A 23,512-nucleotide genomic window follows, 5' to 3' on the forward strand; every position below is an offset into this window, starting at 1 on the left:
ACCTATCTCTGGAGAAAATAAGGGGATATCAGGGAGACGCCATACAGCAGCACCACGAACAGCGCCAGATCGAATAGCGCGGGGTGCCACACCAGGCGGTACAGGCCGACCCGGGCCAGCACGCGGCGCACGGCCCAGGCAACGCCCAGGGTGACCATGCCCAGCACCAGCAGCCAGGGGAAATAAATGCCGTAAAGATTGAATTCGCCGATCATGATGCGTGGCCCTCCAGCGTGGGATGGGCGGGTTGGTAGTCGGGCGCGTCGGGGAAGAAGGCGCGGCGGATGCCCACCAACGCCACCACGGCGCGGTCCCGGGCGGCCAGGCCTTGCGGCGTGGCGGCCACGCTGGACAACGCGCGGTCAATCTGCGCCAGGAATTCCGGCGTCTTCTCGCCGATGCGCCACGACGAACGGGCGCGGAAGAATTGGGCCAGGCTGTTCAGCACGGGCTGGATCGTGGGCTCGGCCATCGGCAGATGGCGGCGGGCGTGCTGCAGTTCCGTGATGTCGCGGCCCACGCGCAGGTCTTTCAACGCGTCCGCAGCGACCAGGTCGTCAGGGCGCTTGGCCAGCGCCAGTCGCGGCTGCAAGAGGCCGATGCGGTCCAGCATGCGGGCGGCGTACGTATGGCGCGACTGGGCGCGGGGCGAACTCGCCAGCGTCGCCAGTTCCTTCCAGTTGGCGGCCTGGATGCGGCGAGCGCTCCAGTCGGCGCTGACCGTACGGAAGATGGCTGCGATGATCGCGGCGGTGGCCACGCCCATGCACTGCGCGACTTGCGTGTCGATGAAGGACACGACGTCCGCGGTGTTGGTGTCTTGCAGCGCCATCGTGCCCAGGAAGCCGAACAGCATGGCCATGGCCTTGCCGGCGCTGGCGGGGCGCGCGATGAAGATGCCCAGGATGAAGGCCGTGGGCAGCATCGCCAGGGCCAGCATTTCGAACGAATGGATGGCGGGCATGATGCCCAGCAGGTACAGCGCCGACACGGGGATCGAATACACCGTATAGGTCAGGAACTGCATGATGCCGGGCACGGGATTGTCTTGCGAGGCAAAGAAGCAGCTGAAGATTGCGGCCATCAGTGCGGCGGTGGCGCCGTTGCTCCAGGCTGTGCCGATCCAGAACGCGCAGCACACCGAAATGGCCACGCCTGCGGCCAGCGCCGACAGCAGCGCCATGCCGTGGTCGCGGTGCAGCGCCGCGTTGGGATCACGGGCGCCGCGGGAGGGGCGCATCGGCGAACGCAGTGGAGCGCCCTGCAGGCCCGCGCGGATTTCGCGGCGCAGGGCCAGGCATTCGTCATAGGTGTCGATCAGTTCGCGCAGCCGCGTCATCAGGCTGGCCAGCAAGGCGTCGCGCCACGTAGAGTGGCTGTCGATGGCGGGCGTCAGCGTCGTGACGGCGGCGCGCAATTGCACGGCGGTCTCGTGCGACGCCTGGGCGCCGGCGTTGATCCATTCGGAGATGTCGTGCAGCAGCGCGGACACGGGTTCGGGCAGCGGCTGGTCGTTGGCCTGCAAGGCGCGCAGGCGGTCCTCCACGGCGGACACCGCCGGCGTCAGCGCCGAGATCTGGTCCTGCATGGCGCGCACGGCGCCGGAGGTCCAGCGCAGGTTGCTGGTATCGAACGGCACGTGCGTGGACAAGAGACGCAGTTGCGTGATGTCGTTGGCCAGCACGCGGCGGTCGCGGTCGCGCTGTTCGGCATTCTGGCCGCTGAGCGTGTCGTGCATCCAGTTGCGGGCGTCCCGCACGGCCTTGTCCAATTGCAGTGTCAGTGCGGGCGCCAGGCCCCGGGGCAGAACGATGCTGTGGATCAGCGTGGCGCAGACGATGCCCAGGCTGATCTCTTCGACGCGGGCAAGCGCGGTGTCGAATACCAGCGACGGGTCCGTCACGCTGGGAAAGCCGATCATCGCTGCGGTGTAGCCGGCCAGCATGAAGAGGTACGACCGCGGCGTGCGGTCCAGCACCGACATGTACAGGCAGGCGCCCACCCACAGCACCATCGCCGCCGTCATGACGACAGGCGAATTCGACAGCCGCGGCACCATGTAGACGGTGGCGGCCGACCCGATGAAGGTGCCGACCAGGCGGTACAGCGCTTTGGAGCGCACGGCGCCCGACCAGGGCTGCGCCACGACATAGGCGGTGGTCATTGCCCAGAACGGACGCGGCAAACCAATGCTGTAGGCCAGATAAAGCGCCATGATGGCGCTTAGGTAGCTCTTGAGCGAAAAGATGGTTTCGCGGACGTTCGGCAGTTTCACGATTGATCGTCCTGGGCGGGTGTTCCGGTGGCGCCTCGGCCCAGCGACACCTTCAAGGCGTCGAAGACGCGCAGGCAGGCTTGCAGGTCGGCTTCGCTGACGCCTTGGAACAGGCGGCGGCGCAGTTCCACCAGCACGTCTTCGACCTGCGCGCGCAGCGCATGGCCGGCCTCCGTCAGGTGCAGCGTCTTGGCGCGGCGATCATGGGCGTCTTCGCGGCGTTCCATCAGGCCGGCGGCGACCAGTTGATCCAGCACGCGTACCAGCGACGGGCCTTCGACGCCCAGCGCTTCGGCCAGCGCGCCTTGGCGCACGCCGTCGCCCAGGCGGCCCGCCAGGATGACGGGCCAGGCCGTGGCTTGCGACAGGCCGTAGTCGGCCAGCGCCTTGTCGGCAGCGCCGCGATAAGCGCGTGACAGCACCATCAGGTTTGCGGTGGTAGCCATGAGTTGGGAGTCGGAAGGTGAGTTCATGGAATAGATTGTATCCTATCTATTAGCTTACTAATAATTGAAAATGGCGAATATTCCCATTGATTTTTTCAATTGGCTAGATAGGAGCGCGGTTTTCCATCAGTGGAAAACCGGGGACGGTGAGCGCAGGGGGAGGGCTAGCGGGGATAGGCCTGAAGGGCATGGCCCTCCGAACGCCGGCCTTCCCTCAACCGTTGCAGTCGGCCCAGCAGTTGGGCGTTTCGTACAGGCGCACGCGGGTCAGGCGCAGGTCGGCGCCGTAGTGGCCGTGGTATTGCGGCGCCAGGGTGTCGAAGACGATCTGGGCCAGGTTCTCGGCGGTGGGAATGCGGTCCAGCACCACGGTCTTGTGGCCGGGCAAGCTGTCCAGGAAGCCGCGCACGGCGGCGTCGCCTTCATAGACCAGGAATGCATGGTCCCAGACGTCCACGATATGGGTCTTGGCGATGTGCTTGATTTCGGAGAAATCCATCAGCATGCCGTTGTCGGATTCGCCGGGGGCCTGCACCACGTCGCCCGTCAGGGTGATTTCCAGCACATAGCGGTGGCCATGCAGGTTGCGGCACTGGCTGCGGTGATCGGGAATGCGGTGGCCGGCGTCGAATTCCAGCCTGCGGGTCACGGAAATCATCGCGTGCTCCGCAAGGCGTCGGGGTAAATCATGGAATGCCTATGTATTTGTGGGTCTGCAAACTAAGCCGCCATTGCGGGTGCTGCATACAGTACTGGACGGCTTGTTCGGTGTTGGCCACGCGAGCCGGGCCGTCCATGGGTTGCAGGAAGAAATGCTCGAAATCCAGATGCGCGAAGGTTTCGGGCAGCGCATTCGATTGCGGGTAGACCAGCTTCAATTCGTCGCCGCGTTCGATGACGATGGGCGCGGTGCCCTTGGGGCTGACGCAGATCCAGTCGATGCCGGCCGGCGGCTTGACGGTGCCGTTGGTCTCGATCGCCACGGTGAAGCCGCGGGCATGGATGGCCGTCAGCAGCGCCGCGTCCAGCTGTAGGAGGGGTTCGCCGCCGGTAAAGACCACATAGCGGTCTTCCGTGCCGGCGCCCCACGAGGCAGCGATGGCGTCGGCCAGCAGATCCGCCGTGGCGAACTTGCCGCCGCCTTCGCCGTCGGTGCCGATGAAGTCGGTGTCGCAGAAGGTGCAGGCGGCGCTGGCGCGGTCGCTTTCGCGGCCCGTCCAGAGATTACAGCCTGCAAACCGGCAAAATACCGCCGCGCGGCCTGCGTGGGCGCCTTCGCCTTGCAGGGTCTTGAAGATTTCTTTGGCGGAGTAGGTCATAAGGGGTAATGGCGGGTGCGGGTGGCCGGACGCCGTAAATAGTCGAGCAAAAGCGCGCTATTTTACTTCCAGCGGCGCCGGCGCGCCGAAAGACCCCGCGCGGCGCCGGCTTTGGGGGTGAACCCCCTTTATTCGAAGACGGGGCGGAAGAAGCTGCGTTCGTAGCTGACGATACAGCGCGTTTGCACGGCATAGGCGTAGGCCTGCTGGCAATCGGCGTCTTTCAGCGAGTCCTGGCGGTAGGTTTCGTAGGCGGCCAGGCTGGGGAAGGAAAACAGCGCCAGCGCGATGTTGTTCGCGCCCTCCGAGGGCAGGAAGTAGCCGTGGTGCGTGCCGCCGAACCGCTCGACCAGCGGAATCCACATCTTCGCGTAGGTTTCGAACTCGGCGATCGCATTGGCGTCGATGACGTAGCGCAAATAGCAGGTGATCATGGGGAAAGGGGCCTGGGCGGTGGGGGGGGCGGATGGGGGGGGCCTGCGTGCAGGGCCGGCGCATTGTAGCGACGCGCATGGCCGTCAATCAACGGATCCGCGCGCGCCGCGTCGCCGGCGCCTGCCTGATCTTGTAGACTCCCGGCCTATGTTCCACATCCAAGATTCCCTTTATCTGGACGAGCGCGACCTGACGTTCACCATGATCCGCGCCCAAGGCGCGGGCGGTCAGAACGTCAACAAGGTCTCCAGCGCCGTCCATCTGCGCTTTGACGTCCGTGCGTCGGGCCTGCCGCCCGAGGTCCAGGACGCCGTCTGCGCCGTCAGCGACCACCGCATCTCGAAAGAGGGCGTGATCGTCATCAAGTCGCAATCCTTCCGCAGCCAGGAAAAGAACCGGGTTGAGGCCATCGAACGCCTGCTCGGCATACTGCGGTCCGCCCTTGAGGTGGACAAGCCGCGCCGCGCGACCAAGCCGACGCGGTCGTCCCAGCGCCGCCGGGTGCAGCGCAAGGTCCAGCACGGCGAGGTCAAGCGCCTGCGCGGGCGCGTGCAGGGCGACTGAGGCCGGCCAATAGCCCCATGCGCCACAGGGGCATGACTATATATCGGACAACAACGATATATGATTCGATAAATTGCGATATACAAATATGACCGCATCCCCTTCAACCCCCGATCAGACCGACGTGCAGCCCGCTATCGACGCCGACGCCATCCTCAAGGCGCTGGCGAACCCGGTGCGGCGCGACATTCTTGTTTGGCTGAAGACGCCGCAAGCGCATTTCGAAGAGCGCCCGGGCCACACCTTCGAGCATGGGGTGTGCGCGGGCCACATCGATCACCGCTGCGGCTTGTCGCAGTCGACCGTGTCGTCGCACCTGGCCGTCTTGCAGCGCGCGGGCCTGATCTCGGCGACGAAAGTGGGGCAGTGGGTCTTTTTCCGTCGCAATGAACCCGTAATTGCCGCGTTCCTGCGGCAGTTGAACCAGGATATGTAGTCAGCCCTACACGTTGCGCCCGTTGCCCGGGCGGAAGGATTTTGCATGAGCTCCCTGTTTGAACCCCTGCGCGCCGGCGACCTCACGCTGCGCAACCGCATCGTGATGGCGCCGTTGACGCGCCAGCGCGCCAACGAAGGCCGCGTGCCCAGCGACCTGATGGTCGAGTACTACTCCCAGCGCGCCGACGCCGGCATGATCCTGACCGAAGCCACGTCCGTCACGCCGCAGGGCGTGGGCTATGCGGACACGCCGGGCCTGTGGTCCACCGAGCAGGTCAAGGGCTGGCGCAAGGTCACCTCCGCCGTGCACGCCAAGGATGGCCTGATCGTGGCCCAGCTGTGGCACGTGGGCCGCATTTCCGACCCGGTTTTCCTGAACGGCGAACTGCCCGTCGCGCCCAGCGCCATTGCGGCTGGCGGCCACGTAAGCCTTGTGCGCCCCAAGCGCCCGTATGTCACCCCGCGCGCGCTGGAAACGGCCGAGATCCCGGGCGTGGTCGAAGCCTATCGCCACGGCGCCAAGATGGCCCAGGAATCCGGTTTTGACGGCGTGGAAGTGCACGCCGCCAACGGTTACCTGCTGGACCAGTTCCTGCAAGACAGCACGAACCTGCGCACCGACCAATACGGCGGCTCGCTGGAAAACCGCGCGCGCCTGCTGCTGGAAGTGGTGGATGCGTGCATCGAAGTGTGGGGCGCCGGGCGCGTGGGCGTACACCTGTCGCCGCGCGGCGATTCGCACACGATGGGCGATTCGGATCCGGCGGCGACCTTCACCTATGTGGCGACCGAACTGGGCAAACGCGGCATCGCGTTCATTTGCGCACGCGAACATGAAGGCGAAGACAGCCTGGGGCCGAAGCTGAAGGCTGCGTTTGGCGGCGTCTATATCGGCAACGAAGGCTACACGCGGGAATCCGCCGAGGCCGCCATCACGGCAGGCCGTGTCGATGCCGTGGCGTTCGGCGTGCAGTACATCGCCAACCCGGACCTGACGCGCCGCTTCGAACTGGACGCCCCGCTGAACGCGCCGGAATCGTCCACGTTTTATTCGCAGGGCGCCGCCGGCTACACGGACTACCCGGCGCTGCCGTAAAGCAGCGCGGCAGCCGCGCCTACGGCACCGCGCGCATCGGATAGGTGAATAGGCCGAAGTGCGCGGCGTTCAGGCCGAGGTGCGCCAGCACCGCTGCCGCCAGTCCGCCATAGCGGTACGCGACGCCATAGGCCACGCCGGCCAGGCCCGCGAGCAAAACCCATTGCCAGCCGCCGGCGTAATGTGCCAGTCCGAAAAGCACGGCAGCAACCGCCACGGCGGCCCAGCCTCCCCAGCGATGGCGGCGCCAACACGTCGCCAGCTGCTGCTGCACATAGCCGCGGAACAAGGCTTCTTCGGCTAGCGTGACCAGTAGCGCGTTGTTGATCAGCCAGATCCAGCCGCTGTCCGGCCATTTGGGCGCCGAGCCCACCACGCCCAGCGCCAGTGCAACCCCCAGACACACCGCAATCGCCGCGGCCGCCGTCAGCAAGGCAGACGCCGCCGTGATGCGCGCGTTGCCGCCCGCCATGGGCGGCGCCAAGGCCAGCACCACCCAGAACGCCACGAGCGGCTTGTCCAGGTTCAGGTACATGCCGAAGGGCACCGCGTCGGGACTCAACGGCGCCGGCGCGATGACCTGCGGATTGTGGAATCCGGGTAATAGATGCAGGAAAAGCGCGGCCGCCAATGTCAGGAACAAAGCATGGCCCGCTGCGCGCGTTACCGCGTCGGATGCGGGCCGCACCCATGCCGCCGCCAGCAACAGCAGTGCAGGCGCAGCGAACGCCACCGGATCGATCAACCCCTCCGACCACGCCCAGGCCCAGGCGATGGCGAGCGGCGCCAGCGCCCAGCGGCGGGTGGCCGGCGGCCAGAGCAGGGCGGTGGAAAGAAAGAGGGCGGACCAGGGAGACAGGAACGGCATCGAAGCAGGCGCGGGCACGCAAAGCGCAAAGTGTAAGCGTACCGGCTTGCCCAACCGGGCCTTTCAGGCGACGATGCCGCACACGGCGGCGCAAAGCCGCCTTTTTCGCACCCTGGAGCAAAAATGAAAATGATCGCGTGGTTGATGCTGGCGGCGGCGATTCTGCCGTTCGTCTCGACGATAGTCGCCAAGGCGGGGGGCAAACAATTCGACAACAATGATCCGCGGGCGTGGCTAGCGCGCCAGGAAGGGTGGCGAGCGCGGGCCAATGCCGCGCAGATCAATACCTTCGAGGCCCTGCCGTTCTTCTACGCAGCGGTGCTGTTCGCGCTGTATACCCAGGCATCGCCCGCGCATGTCGCTACGCTGATGGCCTGCTGGCTGGGCGTGCGCCTGGGCTACCTGGCCATGTACCTGGCCGGCTGGGGCGCGTTGCGGTCGCTGGTCTGGGCGATCAGCGTAGGCTTCGTGATCGCCATCCTGTTCTCGGGCGTCTAAGGCGCGCGAATGCCACGCGAATGGCGCGCGGCGCGGGCCGGAAAACGTTCCGGTGCGCGCCACGTGCGGGCGGCGCGAGGGCGCCGCTTACTTCCATTCGAAGACGGCGCGCGCGGTACCCGTGTTCTGCACGGTCACTTCGCGCACCTGGGCTTTGCCTTCGTAGGTAGCAGAGACCTTGTAGGCCCCGGCCGGCAACTTCACCAGCATGTACGGGCCTTCTGCCGTGGCCTTCAGCACTTCCTTGCCTTGCGCGTCATGGATGGCGACGCCGACGCTGGCGACGTAATCCGCCTTTCCATCGCGTTGGGCGGCAAAAGTGAGCGCCAGCGGATAGTCGCGGGCGGCCGCCTTCATGGCTTCCGATTCATCGATGCCGATCCCGCCGCTGACATACTGCACCGTGCCCTGGTGCTTGACTGGGGGCAACGCCGCGTGCGCGGTCGACAGGACGCCGGCGATGGCCATGCTGCCCACCGCCATCATGGCAGCCAGGGTGCAGCGTTCAATGCGTTTGTTCATCAGGTTCTCCTGGAGTAGGCGACAAGGGTTTCGACCGGGAAGCGGGCGCCGAGTTCGCGTGTCTGGGGCCGGCTGACACGAAAAGAAACCACGCGCCGACCTTAACCGCATTCGGCAAGCATATCGCCGGAAAACCCCGTCTGCCAGGCGAACGCCAGCCGGCTCTCGCCGCTGATCGTTCCGTCCGGGGCGAAGCGCCTTTCTTCCAGCTGACCCGCGCCGTCGGCGTGCAGCGCCAGCACGCTGGAGCTGCGGGTGCCATAGTTCGGACTGACAATGAAAGGGCTGCTCAATAGCTTTTCGCGATCTCGCGGCAGGCCCGTGGCAGGCAGTTCGTCGTCTTCCGCGCCCTGGCGGTCCGCCAGGGCGGCGAAGAGCGCGGGCATATCGGGCTGCGGCGCCCGGTCCAGGACGGCGGTAAAGGCGGTCTTGGTGCGTGCCAGCTTCGGCCACGGGGTGTCCAGCAGATGGTTGGACAGCGCGTAGATGCCGGGTGGCAGCGCGCGCGGCGCGCCATCGCGGTTGCTCAGGTACCAGGCTTGCAGCGCGTCGCCCACGATCAGGTTGAAGCCGTTGTAGGCCTGGTCCTTTTCATGGACGCGCGCCAGGTATTCGGCGGGCGACGTCCCGCCGCGCAGGAAGTCTTCGACCAGCGCGCCGCGCGAGGGCGCGGCATCCAGGTGCCGGCCCGGTTCCCGGAAGTTGGTGACCAGCGCGTAGCGGCCCCGCGAGGTCGCGCCCATCCAGGTGCCGCCGGCCAAGCCGTCGCGGCCGGCGTAGACACCGGGCGCATCGGCCCACTCGGCCGCCGGATGCGTCAAGCGGGCGTGGAATTCGTCGCGGTTGGCGGCGATCAGGACGGGGATGCCCGGCAAGGCATGCAGGGCCAATACGGCAAGACACATGGTTCAGACCTGGTGTACGGGGGTTCTGGGGGCGCCGGCGCCTGGCGCGGCGGCGAAATCCGGGCCGGCCAGCGCGGCGCGCAGCGCTTCGATTTCGGCGGCGACGTCGGCCAGCGCAGGCGAGGGGGCGGTGATGGGCGTGGCGGATACGGCTGCGCCCTGGTCGACGGCGAGGCTCATGGCATGCAAGGTTTCCGCCAGCGCCGCGACTTCGGCAGCGCTGGGCGCGGCCTGGCCGGCGGGCAGCGACCACGCCGTATCCGAAATGGCGTTGGCCACGCGTTCGAGGGCGACCTCCACCGGCCACCACGCCAGCGCGCGGCGGCTGACAAGGCGGGGTTCGGACAAGCCGCGCTGCAGCGCGATGCGCAGGTCGGACAAGCGGGCATAGGCGCTTGCGCGCAGGCTGTGGCGGCTGCCGGGCGCTGCCTGGAAGACCGTATTCAGATAGGCGGCCAACGTATCCATCGCGGCGGATACGGCATGGTCCAGGTTGTGGCGTTCGATGCGGATCCACGGCAGGTAGCCCACCAGCAGCACGATGCCGGCGGCGATGCCCACGTCGATCAGCCGCGCCAGGGCAATCGCCCAGGTGCCGGGCTGCAAGGCACCGATCAAGAGCATCAGGATGGGCACCAGAATGGCGGAGAACAGCCCGTAGTTGCGGCGGATGGACCAGGGCAGCAGGGAAGCCAGCACCGCCACCGTCAACAGGCTGGCGATGCCGCTGCGATCCACGGCCAGCACGGTGGCGCTGATGGCGACGCCCACGACGCTGCCGCCGCAGCTTTGTAGCGCCCGGGCAAAGACCGAGCCGAAGTTGGGCTTGAAGATCACCACCACGATCAGCGGCACCCAGTAGGACCGGGGCAAGGCCACCGCCCACGCCACGGCCTCGGCGGCGATAAGGCACAGGCCTAGCCGGACCAGGTAGCGTACGGTGGCCGGTCCGGGCCGATAAGTGCGCGCCAACACGCGCCACGGCGTGCGCGGGCGGACGGGCGCCAGCGTGGCCAACGCATCCGCGCCGGGCGGCATGGCGCCGTCCAGCAGCGGCAGCGCTTGCGCCAGCGCGTCCGCCAGTTGCGGCATGTCCGCCAGCCTCAGCGCGGCGATGTCGTCGCCGGGGTTGGGCTCCGCGTCGTTTTCCACGCGGTCCGCCAGCCGGTTCATGACGCGCGCGCATTCCGGCGGCAGCACGCGGCCGGCGCGCGCCAGCGCCAGCGCGGCGTTGGTCAGCGGCGTGCAGGCTTGCAACTGGGCGGCCAGCCGGGCCAGGCGCGGCGATGGACCGGCGGCGCGGCCGCGGGCGGCCAGCACGGTGTCGTAGGCGGTGGTCATGGCCGCTTCCATGTCGCGGCGCGCGATCATGGTGCGTGACGTGCCGATGGCGGCGAACATCGCGGCCAGCTTGCGGTAGGCCAGCGCAACCGCGGCGCGTTCCGGCGCGATCGGGTTCACGACCCAGCCCGACAAGGTAAGAGCCAGGCCGAACAGCCCACCCGCGCCCACCAGCACCGACGGCAGCCAGGGCGGCAGGCTGGACGTCAGGCTGGCGCCCACGATGACATACACCGCGAACTGCAGCGTCGCCACCGCGGCGATGTTATTGAAGGTGCCGACCAGGCTGGCGATCAGCACCAGCACGGTCATCGCAGCCGAGGTCCACAGGCCATGTCCGGCCACCAGGTTGCCCAGCAGGTAGCCCAGCGCGCCGCCGAAGACGGTGGCTCCGATGGACAGCGCCCGGTTCCGGTAGGGGCCGCCGTTGTCGCCGGTGATGGCGGGCAGCGCGCCCAGGGCCACCAGCGCGGCGGCCGCGCTCTGGTCCAGCGCCAGCCCGACCGCCGATGGCAGGCCGATGGCCAGCGCGGCCCGCAATGCCACCCAGCGGCTGACCGGCGACGGTTCCATATGCGCCAGGCTCATCAGCCACCGCATGTTGGACGTGCGCGCGCCGCGGCGGTTCAGGGGGCGGGACACGGCGGCCTCATGGCGGGCGGGATCAGGCTTTGATCAACGGGGCGACTTCCGGCGCGGCCAGCCGGAAGTAATCTTCCGTGTTCAGCAGGATGGACGCGTCCAGGCGTCCGGCGTTGAACACGATTTCATCGTGGCGGTCGCGCAGGCTGGGGTCCACCAGCAGATGCAGGTCGGGGTTGAAGGAAAAGGGCGGAATCGCGCCGATCTCGCAGCCCGTCAATTCGCGCGCCAGGTCCTGCGAGGCCAGCGAGGCCTTCTTGCCGCCGGCCGCGCGCGCAATGGCGTCCAGGTCGGCCTGCTTGTCGGCCGGGAAGACGGCCAGCACGTTCTTGCGCTGGTTCGACGAGATCTTCACGCGGCAGACCAGCGCCTTGGCGCCCTGGCTGACGGCGGTGCCGCGGATGGCGGCGACCTCCACTGAGCGGCCGGCCGCGGGGTGTTCGATCAGGCGATGGCGGGCCTGGTTCTGGGCAAGCATCGCTTGCAGGCGTTCAAAGACTTCCATGTCGGGCGGCGGATCAGAATGGGATGGGCAGGCGCCGGGAGTCGGCGCCGCACACATCGCATGATACGCCCGCGGGCAAGCCGTCAGATCTCGCCGGTGAAGGCGTAGCCCCAGCCCCAGACGGTGCGGATCGGCAGTTCCATGTTCATGTCTTGCGCCTTGCGCCGCAAGCGGCTGACGACCACGTCGGTGCGGCGGATGGACTCGCGGCCCGCTTGCGGATCGATCCCGGGCGGATCGCTACGGGGCAGCCGCTTGTCCGCCGAGGTGGTCAGTTTCAGCAGGAATTCGCGCTCGGCCAGCGTCAGCGCCAAACGTATACCTTGCGGGCTGACCAGGGTCCAGGCCGCGTCATGGAATTGCCATTTCCCGCTGGCGTCGACGGACGCGGCCGCACTGGGCGCGCGCGGTTCCGCCTCGGGGGCCGTCCGGCGGCCGGCCATGGCGGGCACGCGGCGAACCAGGGCCTGCAATGCGGCGGCGATTTCGGCGGTGGCCACGTCGGGCTGGAAGCAGGCGTCGGCGCCGCAATGCAGGCCCAGGATGCGGTTTTCCGGGGAATCGAAGGTAGAGACGGCAACGATGCCGGCGGTGGTGTCCATGGCGCGCAGACCTGCGACGGCCATGCAGAGATCGGATAATTCGGCTTCCATCACCAGCAACGGCGTACGACGCGACTGGAAGAGGCGGAACAGGCCGTTGGAGTCCTCGCAACGGCGGGGCGAAAAACCCATGCCCGCCAGTGCGTCGCTGCGGCGCACGCGTTGGTCGGGATCGGGAGAGAAGACGATCAGGTCTAGTAGGTCATTCATGAATCGTAGTGATCTGTGCAGCTTGAGCGCATGCATGATGCTACGGATACATCGAATTCCTAAACCTCGCACAACGCCCGTTTCGTACCCGAATTCTCAGACATGATTGCGGGGCGTCTGTTACGCGCGACGCATGGAGGCGCTGATGCGTGCGCCACTTTGGTGCGCGAAGGCCGCAGGCTGACCAACGCCTTAACGTTCCTGCCGCGGAAGTCGGTGCGGGTTTGCAGCGGGCTCTGTCTCGGCGCTTAGCTCCGCGGCGGGTTCGTTCCACCAGCCTCCGCCCAGCGCCTGCAGCAGCGCCGCGGTATCCGCATAGCGCGCGGCATCGGCTTCCGTGCGCGCAATGCGCGTCTGCAATAGTTGGCGCTGACTGTCCAGCAGGCTCAGATGGCTGATGCCGCCGGCCTGGTAGCGGCCTTGCGCGATGCGCTCGGCCTCGGTCGCGCGGCGCCAGGCGTCGTCATAGGCCTGGTAGGCCTCACCGTCCGTCTGCACGGCGCGCAAGGCGTCGGCCACTTGCCGGAAACCGTCCAGCACCGTTTGCCGGTACGCAGCGGCCGCGGCATCGTAGGCAGCTTCCGCCGACCGTTTTCGCGCGCGCAGTTCACCGCCATGGAACAGCGGTTGCACCAGGCCCAGGCCCAGGTTCCACACGTTCACGCCATCGGACAGATCGCCCACGCGCGTACGTTGCGACCCAAAGCTGGCGGTCAGCGTGAACTGCGGATACTGGTTGGCGGTGGCCACGCCCACATCGGCCGACGCTTTGTGCCACAGCGCTTCGGCGGCCAGGATGTCGGGCCGCTGTCGCGTCAGCGCGGACGGCACGCCGGTGGGGATGCTTGAGGGCAAAGTCAGGTCGGCCAGGCGTAGCGGTGCTACGGGCAATGCGGCCGGCGGCTGGCCCAGGTAAACCGCCAGCTGGTGCGTGACCTGTGCCAATTGCTTGTCCAGCGGCGGCAGGGTGGAACGGGTCTGGGCCACCAGCAGTTCCTGGTTGCTTAAGTCGGCCTGCGCGATGCCGCCCGCGGCCAGGCGCTGCCGCATGATGTCCTGCTGCTGCAATTGCGCCGCCAGCAGTTCGCGGGTCGCGGCCACCCGTTCCGACAAGTCGGCCTGCCGGATGGCGGCCGTCACCACGTTCGCGGCCAGCGACATGCGTGCCGCCTGCAGTTCGTGCGCCTGGTAATCCACCTGGGCGGCCATGCCTTCCAGCGCCCGGCGGTTGGCGCCGAACACGTCCAGCGTGTAGGACACGTCGATCGAGGCGTTGTACAGCGTGAACGGCGGCGGCAGTTCGGAGACGGGCACGCCATAGGCGGACGGGTCCACCTTCTTGCGCGCGGCCGACAGATTGCCGTCGACGGCGGGCAGCAGGCGGCCGCCGGTTTCGGCGTTCAGGTCTTCAGTGGCCTGGCGCAGGCTGGCCCGCGCCTGTTCCAGCGTCGGGTTGGCGTCCAACGCCTGACGCACCAACTGGTCCAGCGCGTCGGAATGGAACAGTTGCCACCATTGCGCGGGAATGTCGGCGCCCGCCTGCAACTGCTGCCCGCCGGACGCGGACGGGGCGTCTTGCGGCGCCATATAGGAGGCGACATCGGGGGCCGCGGGCGTGGCGAAGTCGGGCCCGACCGCGCAGCCCGAGACCAGCGCAAGCAGGCTCAGGACGGCCAGCGCCGCGCGGCGGCGCGGCAGCGGACGGGAAGCGAAGGGCGGGCGGGCTAAGCGAGGCATGGCGCGTCAATCCAGGGTTCGGCGATAGAACTTCACGGCGGCGGTCATGACGACCACGGTGAACAGCATCAGCGGCCAGATGCTGGGCCACAGGTCCCACCAGCCGTTGCCTTTGAGCAGGATGCCGCGAATCAGCCGGTTGAAGTGCGTCAGCGGCAGCAGGTTGCCCAGGTACTGCGCCCACATGGGCATGCCCTGGAACGGGAACATGAAGCCCGACAGCAGCATGTTGGGCAGGAAATAGAACATGGTCAGCTGCATGGCCTGCAACTGGTTCTGCGCCAGCGACGACAGCGTGATGCCCACTGTCAGGTTGGCGGCGACGAACAGCAACGCCGCCAGGTACACCGACAGCAGGCTGCCCAGAATCGGCACATGGAAGACGAAGTGTGCCGCCAACAGGATGATGGTGGCCTGGATCAGCCCGATGGCGATGTAGGGCACGATCTTGCCCGTCATCACCTCGATCGGCCGCACGGGCATCGACAGCAGATTCTCCATCGTGCCGCGTTCGCGTTCGCGCGTCATGGCAAGCCCGGTCATCATCACCAGCGTCATCGTCAGGATCACGCCCATCAGCCCCGGCACCGTGTTGTATTGCGAGATCTGCTCTTCGTTGTAGAGCTGGTGCACGCGCACGTCGAACGCCGGTTGTCCGCCTGCCAGGCCGGCCAGCGGCCCGGTCAGGTCCTTCTGCGCCACGGCCTGGGTCAGTTGGGTGGCGGCGCCAATCGCCATGCCGGTGGCCATGGGATCCGTGGCGTCGGCCTCTATCAGCAGGGCGGGGCGTTCGCCGCGCAGCAGCCGGCGCGAGAAGTCCGGCGGTATCGTCACCACGAACAGCACCCGCCCCTGGGCCAGCGCGGCGCGCCCGGCTTCCTCGTTGTCCAGTTCTTCGGTGATGTGGAAGTAGTCAGACGACTTCATTGCCGCGATGAAGCTGCGCGTGAACGGGCTGTGGTCGGCCGTGATGACGGCCGTGGGCATCTGCTTGGGGTCGGTGTTGATGGCGTAGCCGAACAGCGCCAGCTGCATGATGGGCAGGCCCACGATCATGCCGAAGGTGATGCGGTCACGGCGCAGCTGCAGGAATTCCTTCAGCACCATGCTCCACCAGCGGGCCCACGAAAAACCTTGCAGATGGCGCATCATGGCGGGCTCGCAAAGTTGTCGGTGGACCGGTTCATCAGATAGATGAAGACGTCTTCCAGGCTGGTGTCGATGCGCTCGAGGCGCAGGTCCTGGCCGTCGATGGCGCCGCGCAGCGTGCGTTCCAGCAGCGCCGCGTCCTGGCCGCTGACATGCAGTGCCGACCCGAAGGCCACCGTCTGGTCCACGCCCGGTGCGCCGCGCAGCCGTTGCCCCAGCGGCACCAGGTTATGGCCGTGGATGGCCCAGGTGGTCAGGTGTTGTTCGGCGATTACTTCTTCGGCCGTGCCTTGGGTCAGCAACCTGCCGTAAGAGATGTAGGCCAGCTTGTGGCAGCGTTCGGCTTCGTCCATGTAATGCGTGCTGACCAGCACCGAGATGCCGCGCGCGGCCAGTTCGTGCAGCTGTTCCCAGAAATCGCGGCGTGCCGTCGGGTCCACGCCGGCGGTCGGTTCGTCCAGCAGCAGCAGGCGGGGCTCGTGCAACAGGCAGGCGGCCAGCGCCAGGCGCTGCTTCCATCCGCCCGACAGCGAGCCCGTCAGTTGGCTGGCGCGGCTGTGCAGTCCCAGGTCCTCCAGCGCGCGGTCCACGGTCTCCTTGCGGTTCGACATGCCGTACATCCGCGCCACGAAATCCAGGTTCTCGCGGATCGTCAGGTCGTCCCAATACGAGAACTTCTGCGTCATGTAGCCCACGTGCCGCTTGATCTCGGCGCTTTCACGCAGGATGTCGTAGCCCAGGCAGGTGCCGCTGCCCGAGTCCGGGGTCAACAGGCCGCACATCAGCCGGATGCAGGTGGTCTTGCCGCTGCCGTTGGGGCCCAGGAAGCCGAAGATCTCGCCTTCGCGCACGCGCAGCGACACGTCGTTGACCACGTGCTTGTCGCCGAAGTGCTTGTTCAGCCCATGCACGTCGATAACGGCGGTGCCCGCGTCCCGCGCGGTGTCGTCCGGCGCGCTCATTGCAGGGTGGCCTCGACGGGTTGGCCGGGATGCAGGCGCGTGGCCGCGTCCGGCGTGGGCCGGGCTTCGACCATGTAGACCAGCTTGCTGCGGCTTTCGCGGCTGTAGATGACCGGGGGCGTGTATTCGGCCTGGTTCGACACGTAGTCGATATGCACCGGTATCGGATCGCCGCAGCCGTCGCAGCGCAGGGTGGCCTGCTGGCCGACCTTCAGCGACCCCACCACCGTCTCCGGCACGAAGAAGCGCACCTTGATATTGCCGGGCGGCAGCAGGCTGACGACGGGGCTGCCCGCGGGCACCCATTCGCCCACGCGGTACATCGTGTCGAACACCTGACCTGCGGCCGGGGCGCCCAGCTGCTTTTGCGCCAGCGTCCATTCGGCTTGCGCGAGCGTCGCGCGGGCCGCGTCCACCTGGGCGGCTTGCGCACGCCGCTGGTCGTCGCGCCCGGGCAGGGCGGCGACTTCCAGCTGCGCGCGCAGCTCGCGCACGCGGGCGGCGTCCGACTGCGCCTGTTCGCGGCTGTCGTCCAACTGCGCCCGCGCAATGCCGCCGATGCGGAACTGCGCGGTATCGCGCTGCAGTTGCGCGGCAGACCGGCGGCTGGCGGCCTCGGCCTGGGCCAGTTGGGCGCGGCTGACGTCGACTTCAGGCGGGCGCTTGCCGGTGGCGATGTCTTCCATCTGCGCCGTCGCCGCGGCCAATTGTGCGCTGGCCTGGTCGCGGGCGGCGCGCTCGCGCGTGGCCTCAAGGGTGAACAACGGCGCATCGGCCGTCACCTGCTGCCCGCGCTTGACCGGCAGCGCATCCAGCCGGCCCGCTTCGGACGAGGCCACATAGACATAGTCGCCCTCGACATAGCCTTGGTAGAAGGGGGCGTGATCATTGCCGCAACCGGCCAACAGCAAGGCCAGCACCGGTAAGGCCGGCAGGGAACGAAGCAGGGCGGGACGGGTGCGCATGGTCGGCATCCTCAGAGGGCAGGGGGCGGGGCGGGCGGCGAGAACAGGCCGCCCGTCAGCATGGCGATGGCGTGCGCCGCGATCGCCTCGGTATCGATGGCCTGCGCTTGCGCGTCGCCCTGCCAGATGCGGCGCCACAGATTGGACGTGGCCAGCGGCAGCAGGGTCAGGCCCAGGATGGACAGGAACACCAAGCGGGGCTCCACGCCCGGCGTGATGGCGCCCTGGCGCTGGGCTTGCCCGATCATGCCGGCGAACGCCTGCAAGCGATCGGAGGGCAGATGCGGCAGCACGCGTTCGCGCAGTTGGCCGCCTTCGTTGACGACTTCATGCATCCAGAGCGATGGCAACCACGGCTGTTGCGTGGCGCTTTGCACGATGCGCTTCACGATTTCCGCCAGGAAGCCGCGCGCCGCGGCGGCGGGATCCTGGCTGGCATCCAGGGCCACCGGCACCGGCGCCCAGACATATCCGATGACGGGCAACACGCGCTCTTGCACGACCGCGTCGATCAATTGGTCGCGGCTTTTGAAGTAGTAATGCACCATCGCCGGCGTCACGGCGGCGCGTTGGGCGATATGGGCGATGGTGGTCGCGGCGACCCCTTGCAAGGCGAACAGGCCGGTAGCGATTTCCAGCAGCCTGGCGCGCATGGCGGCGTTGTCGGGGCGCGCGGGACGTCCGGGGCGGCGGGGGGCGGGAGGCGGTACAGGACACATGGCGCAGAGTTTAATTAAGTATTTAATTAATTAAAAGGGGGAACGATGACAGGGTTACCGCGCGAGTCGATGGACAACGATGGTGTAATGGACCGGTTCCCCAACTTGCCACCCGGGTGTTGCCCGCAAGGCCCGGGCGGCTTCCTGTAGGAGGCTGGACTTCATGCCGCAATCATCGTCGATCAACCGCCGTATCGTGCTTGCCGCGCGCCCGCACGGCGAACCCACAGACAGCGATTTCCGTCTGGAAACCGGGGACGTCCCGCAACCCGGGCCCGGCCAGGTGCTACTGCGCACCGTGTATCTCTCGCTGGATCCCTATATGCGCGGCCGCATGAGCGATGCGCCGTCCTATGCCGAACCTGTCCAGGTCGGCCAGCCCATGGTGGGTGGCACCGTGACACGCGTGCAGGCGTCCAACCATCCTGACTTCAAGCCTGGCGAATGGGTGTTGGCCCAATCCGGCTGGCAGGATTTTGCGGTGTCCGACGGCACGGGCCTGCTGCGCCTGGGCGCCAACCCGCAGCATCCCTCGTATTCGCTGGGCGTGCTGGGCATGCCGGGTTTCACGGGCTACATGGGCCTGCTGGACATCGGCCAGCCCAAGGCCGGCGAAACCGTGGTGGTGGCCGCGGCCAGCGGCGCGGTGGGCGCGGTGGTGGGGCAGATCGCCAAGATCCACGGCTGCAAGGTCGTGGGCATCGCGGGCGGCGCCGACAAGTGCCGCTATGTGATTGACGAATTGGGCTTTGACGACTGCGTTGACCACAAATTGCCGGATCTGCCCGGCCGGCTGGCGCGCGCCGTGCCCCAGGGCATCGACGTTTATTTCGAAAACGTCGGCGGCGCGGTGTTTGACGCCGTCCTGCCGTTGTTGAACCCGCGCGCCCGCGTGCCGGTCTGCGGGCTGATCTCGGCCTACAACGCCACCAGCCAGCCTGAAGGCCCGGACCGCCTGGCGCTATTGATGCGCACCATCCTGACCAAGCGGCTGAAGTTCCAAGGTTTCATCATCTTCAACGAATACGCGCACCGCTACGGCGAATTCCGCGAGGCGATGGAAGGTTTGATCGCGCAAGGCCGCATCAAGTACCGCGAGGACGTGGTCGAAGGGCTGGAGAATGCGCCGCGCGGCCTGATGGGGCTGCTGAAGGGCGAAAACGCCGGCAAGCGCATTGTGCGCGTCGGCCCTGACGAATAGCGCCATACAACGGAGCGCAACATGAAAATCCTGATCGTGCTGACATCCCATGACACATTGGGCAATACCGGCCGCAAGACGGGCTTCTGGCTGGAAGAGTTTGCCGCGCCGTACTACGCGTTCGTGGATGCGGGCGCCACGGTGACGCTGGCGTCGCCCAAGGGCGGCCAGCCTCCGCTGGACCCCAAAAGCGATGACCCCGACGCGCAGACCGACGCCACCCGACGCTTTCGCCAGGATACCGAGGCGCAGCGGGTGCTGGCGTCCACCCACCGGCTGGCGGACGTGCAGGCGGCCGACTATGACGCGGTGTTCTATCCCGGCGGCCACGGCCCGCTATGGGACCTGGCGGAAGACACCAAGTCCGTCGGATTGATCGAAACCATGCTGGCCGCCGGCAAGCCGGTCTCGGCCGTGTGCCATGCGCCCGGGGTGCTACGCCATGCCAAGACCGCCGACGGCAAGCCGCTGGTGCAGGGGCGTCAGGTCACCGGCTTTTCCAACGCGGAAGAGGCGGCCGTGCAACTGACCGACGTCGTGCCGTTCCTGGTTGAAGACGAATTGACCCGGCTGGGCGGCTTGTACAGCAGCGGGCCGGACTGGCAGCCGCATGTGGTCAGCGACGGCTTGCTGGTCACCGGGCAGAACCCGGCGTCGTCAGTCGGCGTGGCGCAAGCCTTGCTGGAACGGTTGAAGAACTGAAATCTGTTTGGTCAGGATTGCTGCGCAGTGTGTCAGAATTGCTACTTTCTGACACACTGCGCGCGTTCCGTTGCAACGCCGCGCATCTTCCTGATGCCCCCAGACGTACCCGAATACCCCGATGGTTCCTGTGAGGCCGCGCTGTTTGCCGCCATGCAGGCGCGTGACCCGGCCACTGGCCGCCATTGCGACCGGGTGGTCGCGCTGAGCGTGGCGCTGGCCCAGGCCTGCGGCCTGCCAGAGCCCGAGCAAGCCGCAGTGGCCGTCGCTGCAAGGCTGCATGATGTAGGCAAGATCGGCACGCCCGACCGCGTGCTGTTTTCACCCAAGCGCCTGGAAGCGGACGATTGGGAAATCATGAAGTCGCATGCGGCCACCGGCGCCGACATCATCATGAAAAGCGCGATGCCGCAGCGCGACCTGATCGCGCACGCGGTGCGCCACCACCACGAACACTTCGACGGTTCCGGCTACCCGGCAGGGCTGTCAGGGCACGATATCCCGCTGCATTCGCGCATCATTTCGCTGGCGGATTCCTACGATGCGCTGGGCGACACGCGGCCCTACCATCCGGCGCGTTCCCACGCCGAGATCATGCGCATCCTGAACCGCGAGTCCGGATCCAAGTGCGATCCGGACCTGCTGCGGCTCTTCGAAGCGATGATATTGAAAAGCCCGTTGCGCGTGCCGTAACGGCACGCGCCGGCCTTATTTCAGGCGGTAGTTGGCCGCGACCACGGCCAGGTTCTGCAGCGTGCGTTGCTGCCAGGCGGCGTCGTGGCCCAGTTCTTCGGCAAGGATGCGCGCCACTTCGGGGGCGGCCAGCATCGCCGCTTCGCTATCCAGGAACAGTGCGCGGTTGCGGCGGGCCAGCACGTCTTCGGCGCTGCGCGCCAATTCGAAACGCGCGGCAAAACGCACATGCGCTTCGGACAGGCCGCTGGCGTTGACCAGCATGCGGTCCGCGCCCGGCAGGGCCTTCAAGGTGGCCAGGTCGGTGCCGTAGTAGCTGTCCGGCGTGCCGGCGTGTTCCTGCGACGGCGCCAGGCCAGAAGCGCCATGCAACGGCAGCGATTCGGTGCGGCAGCTGGCTTGCGTCAGCAACTGGTGCTGGATCGCGGTGTCCACCACGTCCTGCGCCATGCGGCGGTACGTCGTCCACTTGCCGCCCGTCACCGTCACCAGCCCGGCGTTGGACACCAGGATGGTGTGCTCGCGCGACAGCTGCTTGGTCGACGCCTCACCCGTGGCCTTGACGAGCGGACGCAGGCCGGCCCAGACGCTGGTGACGTCGTCGCGCGTGGGCTTGCGGCTCAGGTAGCGCGCGGCCGTGCCCAGGATGAAGTCCACGTCTTGGGCGCCGGCTTCGGGGTCCAGCGGCAAGTCGTCACGCGGCGTGTCGGTCGTGCCAACGATGGTGTGGCCGTTCCACGGCACCACGAACAGCACGCGGCCGTCGTCGGTCTTGGGAATCAGGATGGCGCGGTTGCCCGGCAGGAAGTCGCGCGGCAAGGTCAGATGCACGCCCTGGCTGGGCGCGACCATCGTCGGCGCGTTCTTGTCTTCCATGCGGCGCACGGCGTCCACCCAGACGCCGGTGGCGTTGATCACGCAGCGGGCGCGCAGCGAAAAGCTGGCGCCGCCGATGACGTCCTGCGCCGTCACGCCGTCCACCTTGCCGTTGGTGGTGGTCAAACCCGTGGCGCGCACGTAGTTCACGGCCGTGCCGCCCAGGTCGAACAGCGTGCGCATCAGGCTCATGGCCAGGCGCGCGTCGTCGAACTGGCCGTCGTAATACAGCACGCCGCCTTTCAGGCCGCGGCCGTTGACGTTTTCGGCCAGCGTGGGGGCGTTGGCCAGCGTGTCGCGGCGCGACAGCCAGCGGCTGGGCGCCAGGTTCAGCTTGCCGGCCAGCATGTCGTACATCTTCAGGCCGATGCCGTAGAAGGGCTGGTCCATCCAGTTGTAGGCGGGCACCACAAAGCCCAGCGGCCACACCAGATGCGGCGCGTTGCGGTTGAGCAGGCCGCGTTCATGCAGCGCTTCGCGCACCAGGCTGACGTTGCCCTGGGCCAGGTAGCGTACGCCGCCGTGCACCAGCTTGGTGGCCTTGCTGGACGTGCCCTTGGCAAAGTCGGCGCCCTCAATCAGCAGCGTGCGGTAGCCGCGCGAGGCGGCATCGACCGCGGTGCCCAGGCCCGTCGCGCCGCCGCCGATGACGATGACGTCCCAGGAAGGCGTGTTGTCCAAGGTGGACAACAGGCGGTTGCGGTCGGGCGGGGTGACGTTGGCGAGCGGTTGGTTCATAAGTCGTTGCGGCGGGGCCGCCAGGTAAAAGCGTGGTTATCGTGTGCGGGCAGCCGGGGGCGGGCAGGGGGCCCGGATCCGGCGCGCCGGTTCAAGCGTTGGGTGCCGAGGTATTCGTGGAGGACGCGCCGGCCGCGCTTGGGGCTGCCGCCACATCGCAGCGCACGCCGGAATCCAGCAGCACTTGCGCCAGCGGTTCTTGCGGATGCGCGTCGGTGAAGAAGCGGTCGATCTGCGAAATGTGCGCCAGTTCCACCATGGCCTGGCGTTTGAACTTGCTGCTGTCGGCGGCCAGCCAGACCTCGCGCGATTGCTCGATGATGGTCCGGGCCACGCGCACTTCGCGGAAGTCGTAGTCGCGCAGCGTGCCGTCGGCTTCGATGCCCGAAATGCCGATCAGTCCGATATCCACCTTGAACTGGCGGATGAAGTCCATGGTGGCTTCGCCGACGATGCCGCGGTCGCGCGAACGCACCACGCCGCCGGCCACGATGACTTCGCAGTCCGGGTTGTCGGACAGGATGTCGGCCACATGCAGGTTGTTCGTGATGACGCGCAGGCCGCGGTGGCGCAGCAGCGCGCGTGCGATGGCCTCGGTGGTGGTGCCGATGTTCAGGATCAGCGAACAGCCGTCGGGCACGGCGCGGGCCACGGCCTCGGCGATGCGCTGCTTGCCGGCCGCGTGCAGGCCCTGGCGCTTGCGGTAGGCGATGTTCTCGATGGTCGACGCTTCGATGCGCACGCCGCCGTGAAAGCGCGACAGCAGGCCGGCTTCGGAAAGGATGTTCACGTCGCGCCGCACGGTCTGCAGCGTGACGTCAAAGCGTTTGGCAAGCTCTTCGATCGATGCCGAGCCCTGGGCCCGCACCATTTCGATCAAAGCGCTCTGTCGTGGATTCAGTGTCATAGACGAATGATAAAACAACAAAAGCGAAAAATAATGCCGCACTGCAAGATTGTTTTTTGTTCGCTTCTTGAGTAAAACGCACAAAAAACGAAAGCCATCTGAAAGAGTATGCTCATCCTGTTGCGTGCGTTCGCGCGCAGGCTGGCTCGCTGTACCGAATACCGAAGTCCGTGTGAAAAATAGGGACGTATAAGTAG

The 23,512-nt window shown here is 67.2% G+C and carries 26 protein-coding genes; 7 read left to right on the forward strand and 19 right to left on the reverse strand.

Going from position 1 to position 23,512, the window contains the following annotated elements; all coding sequences use genetic code 11:
- Nucleotides 1-2 precede the first annotated feature (2 nt).
- The 6 genes from CEY09_RS01130 to CEY09_RS01155 form a co-directional block, all read right to left on the reverse strand.
- On the reverse strand, nucleotides 3-215 hold the full coding sequence (locus tag CEY09_RS01130; RefSeq protein WP_006224437.1) for a DUF1656 domain-containing protein: 213 nt from the start codon (nucleotides 213-215) through the stop codon (nucleotides 3-5).
- Nucleotides 212-2,275: an FUSC family protein gene (locus tag CEY09_RS01135; RefSeq protein WP_088587235.1), complete on the reverse strand. Its 2,064-nt coding sequence runs from the start codon at nucleotides 2,273-2,275 to the stop codon at nucleotides 212-214. Before CEY09_RS01135 ends, CEY09_RS01130 begins: the two co-directional genes overlap by 4 nt.
- Entirely contained in the window at nucleotides 2,272-2,748 is a 477-nt protein-coding gene (locus CEY09_RS01140) for a MarR family winged helix-turn-helix transcriptional regulator (protein ID WP_088587236.1), read from the reverse strand. Before CEY09_RS01140 ends, CEY09_RS01135 begins: the two co-directional genes overlap by 4 nt.
- A 187-nt stretch (nucleotides 2,749-2,935) precedes the next feature.
- Nucleotides 2,936-3,379, reverse strand: coding sequence for a 6-carboxytetrahydropterin synthase QueD (gene queD / locus CEY09_RS01145; RefSeq protein WP_006224440.1), 444 nt, complete (start codon nucleotides 3,377-3,379; stop codon nucleotides 2,936-2,938).
- 28 nt (nucleotides 3,380-3,407) lie between these two features.
- Nucleotides 3,408-4,040, reverse strand: coding sequence for a 7-carboxy-7-deazaguanine synthase (gene queE / locus CEY09_RS01150; RefSeq protein ID WP_006224441.1), 633 nt, complete (start codon nucleotides 4,038-4,040; stop codon nucleotides 3,408-3,410).
- Nucleotides 4,041-4,168: 128 nt separating this feature from the next.
- Nucleotides 4,169-4,474, reverse strand: coding sequence for an NIPSNAP family protein (locus CEY09_RS01155; RefSeq protein WP_006224442.1), 306 nt, complete (start codon nucleotides 4,472-4,474; stop codon nucleotides 4,169-4,171).
- Nucleotides 4,475-4,622: 148 nt separating this feature from the next.
- On the opposite strand from CEY09_RS01155, the gene arfB reads away from it, so the two are divergent.
- From arfB to CEY09_RS01170, 3 genes are all read left to right on the forward strand, one after another.
- A complete protein-coding gene (gene arfB, locus CEY09_RS01160) occupies nucleotides 4,623-5,039 on the forward strand; it encodes an alternative ribosome rescue aminoacyl-tRNA hydrolase ArfB (protein ID WP_006224443.1) in 417 nt (138 codons plus the stop codon).
- 88 nt (nucleotides 5,040-5,127) lie between these two features.
- A complete protein-coding gene (locus CEY09_RS01165; RefSeq protein ID WP_006224444.1) occupies nucleotides 5,128-5,475 on the forward strand; it encodes an ArsR/SmtB family transcription factor in 348 nt (115 codons plus the stop codon).
- Nucleotides 5,476-5,520: 45 nt separating this feature from the next.
- On the forward strand, nucleotides 5,521-6,573 hold the full coding sequence (locus CEY09_RS01170; RefSeq protein WP_088587237.1) for an alkene reductase: 1,053 nt from the start codon (nucleotides 5,521-5,523) through the stop codon (nucleotides 6,571-6,573).
- A gap of 19 nt (nucleotides 6,574-6,592) precedes the next feature.
- On the opposite strand, the gene CEY09_RS01175 is transcribed toward CEY09_RS01170, so the two are convergent.
- Nucleotides 6,593-7,441 (reverse strand): CPBP family intramembrane glutamic endopeptidase, encoded by an 849-nt coding sequence (locus CEY09_RS01175; RefSeq protein ID WP_088587238.1) that lies wholly within the window; start codon nucleotides 7,439-7,441, stop codon nucleotides 6,593-6,595.
- A 123-nt stretch (nucleotides 7,442-7,564) separates the two neighbouring features.
- On the opposite strand from CEY09_RS01175, the gene CEY09_RS01180 reads away from it, so the two are divergent.
- Nucleotides 7,565-7,939 carry an MAPEG family protein gene (locus CEY09_RS01180; RefSeq protein WP_035212970.1) on the forward strand — a complete coding sequence of 125 codons (375 nt, stop codon included), beginning with the start codon at nucleotides 7,565-7,567 and terminating at the stop codon, nucleotides 7,937-7,939.
- A gap of 87 nt (nucleotides 7,940-8,026) precedes the next feature.
- On the opposite strand, the gene CEY09_RS01185 is transcribed toward CEY09_RS01180, so the two are convergent.
- From CEY09_RS01185 to CEY09_RS01230, 10 genes are all read right to left on the reverse strand, one after another.
- Entirely contained in the window at nucleotides 8,027-8,461 is a 435-nt protein-coding gene (locus CEY09_RS01185) for a flagellar hook assembly protein FlgD (protein ID WP_088587239.1), read from the reverse strand.
- A gap of 101 nt (nucleotides 8,462-8,562) precedes the next feature.
- Complete coding sequence (locus CEY09_RS01190; RefSeq protein ID WP_088587240.1) at nucleotides 8,563-9,366, reverse strand: NRDE family protein; 804 nt, start codon at nucleotides 9,364-9,366, stop codon at nucleotides 8,563-8,565.
- Nucleotides 9,367-9,369: 3 nt separating this feature from the next.
- A complete protein-coding gene (locus CEY09_RS01195; RefSeq protein ID WP_234818199.1) occupies nucleotides 9,370-11,349 on the reverse strand; it encodes an FUSC family protein in 1,980 nt (659 codons plus the stop codon).
- A 22-nt stretch (nucleotides 11,350-11,371) separates the two neighbouring features.
- Nucleotides 11,372-11,854 carry a YbaK/prolyl-tRNA synthetase associated domain-containing protein gene (locus tag CEY09_RS01200; protein ID WP_006227518.1) on the reverse strand — a complete coding sequence of 161 codons (483 nt, stop codon included), beginning with the start codon at nucleotides 11,852-11,854 and terminating at the stop codon, nucleotides 11,372-11,374.
- An 83-nt stretch (nucleotides 11,855-11,937) separates the two neighbouring features.
- Complete coding sequence (locus CEY09_RS01205; protein ID WP_088587241.1) at nucleotides 11,938-12,666, reverse strand: response regulator transcription factor; 729 nt, start codon at nucleotides 12,664-12,666, stop codon at nucleotides 11,938-11,940.
- 192 nt (nucleotides 12,667-12,858) lie between these two features.
- A complete protein-coding gene (locus tag CEY09_RS01210; protein ID WP_175216721.1) occupies nucleotides 12,859-14,403 on the reverse strand; it encodes an efflux transporter outer membrane subunit in 1,545 nt (514 codons plus the stop codon).
- Nucleotides 14,404-14,409: 6 nt separating this feature from the next.
- The gene (locus CEY09_RS01215; protein WP_006227515.1) at nucleotides 14,410-15,555 is read right to left on the reverse strand and encodes an ABC transporter permease; all 1,146 of its coding nucleotides are present in this window, start codon (nucleotides 15,553-15,555) and stop codon (nucleotides 14,410-14,412) included.
- A complete protein-coding gene (locus CEY09_RS01220; RefSeq protein ID WP_088587242.1) occupies nucleotides 15,552-16,514 on the reverse strand; it encodes an ABC transporter ATP-binding protein in 963 nt (320 codons plus the stop codon). Before CEY09_RS01220 ends, CEY09_RS01215 begins: the two co-directional genes overlap by 4 nt.
- The gene (locus CEY09_RS01225; protein ID WP_088587243.1) at nucleotides 16,511-17,479 is read right to left on the reverse strand and encodes an HlyD family secretion protein; all 969 of its coding nucleotides are present in this window, start codon (nucleotides 17,477-17,479) and stop codon (nucleotides 16,511-16,513) included. Before CEY09_RS01225 ends, CEY09_RS01220 begins: the two co-directional genes overlap by 4 nt.
- 11 nt (nucleotides 17,480-17,490) lie before the next feature.
- Entirely contained in the window at nucleotides 17,491-18,132 is a 642-nt protein-coding gene (locus tag CEY09_RS01230; protein ID WP_234818200.1) for a TetR/AcrR family transcriptional regulator, read from the reverse strand.
- Between the two features lie 229 nt (nucleotides 18,133-18,361).
- Between CEY09_RS01230 and CEY09_RS01235 the strand changes: the two genes are divergently transcribed.
- The 3 genes from CEY09_RS01235 to CEY09_RS01245 all read left to right on the forward strand — a co-directional run bounded on the left by CEY09_RS01235 (nucleotide 18,362) and on the right by CEY09_RS01245 (nucleotide 20,794).
- On the forward strand, nucleotides 18,362-19,399 hold the full coding sequence (locus tag CEY09_RS01235) for an NADP-dependent oxidoreductase (RefSeq protein WP_088587245.1): 1,038 nt from the start codon (nucleotides 18,362-18,364) through the stop codon (nucleotides 19,397-19,399).
- 21 nt (nucleotides 19,400-19,420) lie between these two features.
- Nucleotides 19,421-20,101 carry a type 1 glutamine amidotransferase domain-containing protein gene (locus tag CEY09_RS01240; protein WP_088587246.1) on the forward strand — a complete coding sequence of 227 codons (681 nt, stop codon included), beginning with the start codon at nucleotides 19,421-19,423 and terminating at the stop codon, nucleotides 20,099-20,101.
- A gap of 93 nt (nucleotides 20,102-20,194) precedes the next feature.
- Entirely contained in the window at nucleotides 20,195-20,794 is a 600-nt protein-coding gene (locus CEY09_RS01245) for an HD-GYP domain-containing protein (protein ID WP_088587247.1), read from the forward strand.
- A 15-nt stretch (nucleotides 20,795-20,809) separates the two neighbouring features.
- On the opposite strand, the gene CEY09_RS01250 is transcribed toward CEY09_RS01245, so the two are convergent.
- Together CEY09_RS01250 and CEY09_RS01255 are read right to left on the reverse strand one after the other, a co-directional pair.
- Nucleotides 20,810-22,408 (reverse strand): glycerol-3-phosphate dehydrogenase/oxidase, encoded by a 1,599-nt coding sequence (locus CEY09_RS01250; RefSeq protein ID WP_088587248.1) that lies wholly within the window; start codon nucleotides 22,406-22,408, stop codon nucleotides 20,810-20,812.
- Nucleotides 22,409-22,499: 91 nt separating this feature from the next.
- Nucleotides 22,500-23,315, reverse strand: a complete 816-nt coding sequence (locus CEY09_RS01255) for a DeoR/GlpR family DNA-binding transcription regulator (RefSeq protein ID WP_208625031.1) — start codon at nucleotides 23,313-23,315, stop codon at nucleotides 22,500-22,502.
- Between the last annotated feature and the right edge of the window lie 197 nt (nucleotides 23,316-23,512).

It is taken from the genome of Achromobacter marplatensis (assembly GCF_002209535.1).
Taxonomy (GTDB): domain Bacteria; phylum Pseudomonadota; class Gammaproteobacteria; order Burkholderiales; family Burkholderiaceae_B; genus Achromobacter; species Achromobacter marplatensis.

Bases quoted from the DNA above. Each gene is read 5' to 3' on its own strand.
- CEY09_RS01130 (WP_006224437.1), bottom strand. From the start codon at position 215: ATGATCGGCGAATTCAATCTTTACGGCATTTATTTCCCCTGGCTGCTG.
- CEY09_RS01140 (WP_088587236.1), bottom strand. From the start codon at position 2,748: ATGAACTCACCTTCCGACTCCCAACTCATGGCTACCACCGCAAACCTG.
- queD (WP_006224440.1), bottom strand. From the start codon at position 3,379: ATGATTTCCGTGACCCGCAGGCTGGAATTCGACGCCGGCCACCGCATT.
- queE (WP_006224441.1), bottom strand. From the start codon at position 4,040: ATGACCTACTCCGCCAAAGAAATCTTCAAGACCCTGCAAGGCGAAGGC.
- CEY09_RS01155 (WP_006224442.1), bottom strand. From the start codon at position 4,474: ATGATCACCTGCTATTTGCGCTACGTCATCGACGCCAATGCGATCGCC.
- arfB (WP_006224443.1), top strand. From the start codon at position 4,623: ATGTTCCACATCCAAGATTCCCTTTATCTGGACGAGCGCGACCTGACG.
- CEY09_RS01165 (WP_006224444.1), top strand. From the start codon at position 5,128: ATGACCGCATCCCCTTCAACCCCCGATCAGACCGACGTGCAGCCCGCT.
- CEY09_RS01170 (WP_088587237.1), top strand. From the start codon at position 5,521: ATGAGCTCCCTGTTTGAACCCCTGCGCGCCGGCGACCTCACGCTGCGC.
- CEY09_RS01175 (WP_088587238.1), bottom strand. From the start codon at position 7,441: ATGCCGTTCCTGTCTCCCTGGTCCGCCCTCTTTCTTTCCACCGCCCTG.
- CEY09_RS01180 (WP_035212970.1), top strand. From the start codon at position 7,565: ATGAAAATGATCGCGTGGTTGATGCTGGCGGCGGCGATTCTGCCGTTC.
- CEY09_RS01185 (WP_088587239.1), bottom strand. From the start codon at position 8,461: ATGAACAAACGCATTGAACGCTGCACCCTGGCTGCCATGATGGCGGTG.
- CEY09_RS01190 (WP_088587240.1), bottom strand. From the start codon at position 9,366: ATGTGTCTTGCCGTATTGGCCCTGCATGCCTTGCCGGGCATCCCCGTC.
- CEY09_RS01200 (WP_006227518.1), bottom strand. From the start codon at position 11,854: ATGGAAGTCTTTGAACGCCTGCAAGCGATGCTTGCCCAGAACCAGGCC.
- CEY09_RS01205 (WP_088587241.1), bottom strand. From the start codon at position 12,666: ATGAATGACCTACTAGACCTGATCGTCTTCTCTCCCGATCCCGACCAA.
- CEY09_RS01210 (WP_175216721.1), bottom strand. From the start codon at position 14,403: ATGCCTCGCTTAGCCCGCCCGCCCTTCGCTTCCCGTCCGCTGCCGCGC.
- CEY09_RS01215 (WP_006227515.1), bottom strand. From the start codon at position 15,555: ATGATGCGCCATCTGCAAGGTTTTTCGTGGGCCCGCTGGTGGAGCATG.
- CEY09_RS01220 (WP_088587242.1), bottom strand. From the start codon at position 16,514: ATGAGCGCGCCGGACGACACCGCGCGGGACGCGGGCACCGCCGTTATC.
- CEY09_RS01225 (WP_088587243.1), bottom strand. From the start codon at position 17,479: ATGCGCACCCGTCCCGCCCTGCTTCGTTCCCTGCCGGCCTTACCGGTG.
- CEY09_RS01230 (WP_234818200.1), bottom strand. From the start codon at position 18,132: ATGCGCGCCAGGCTGCTGGAAATCGCTACCGGCCTGTTCGCCTTGCAA.
- CEY09_RS01235 (WP_088587245.1), top strand. From the start codon at position 18,362: ATGCCGCAATCATCGTCGATCAACCGCCGTATCGTGCTTGCCGCGCGC.
- CEY09_RS01240 (WP_088587246.1), top strand. From the start codon at position 19,421: ATGAAAATCCTGATCGTGCTGACATCCCATGACACATTGGGCAATACC.
- CEY09_RS01245 (WP_088587247.1), top strand. From the start codon at position 20,195: ATGCCCCCAGACGTACCCGAATACCCCGATGGTTCCTGTGAGGCCGCG.
- CEY09_RS01250 (WP_088587248.1), bottom strand. From the start codon at position 22,408: ATGAACCAACCGCTCGCCAACGTCACCCCGCCCGACCGCAACCGCCTG.
- CEY09_RS01255 (WP_208625031.1), bottom strand. From the start codon at position 23,315: ATGACACTGAATCCACGACAGAGCGCTTTGATCGAAATGGTGCGGGCC.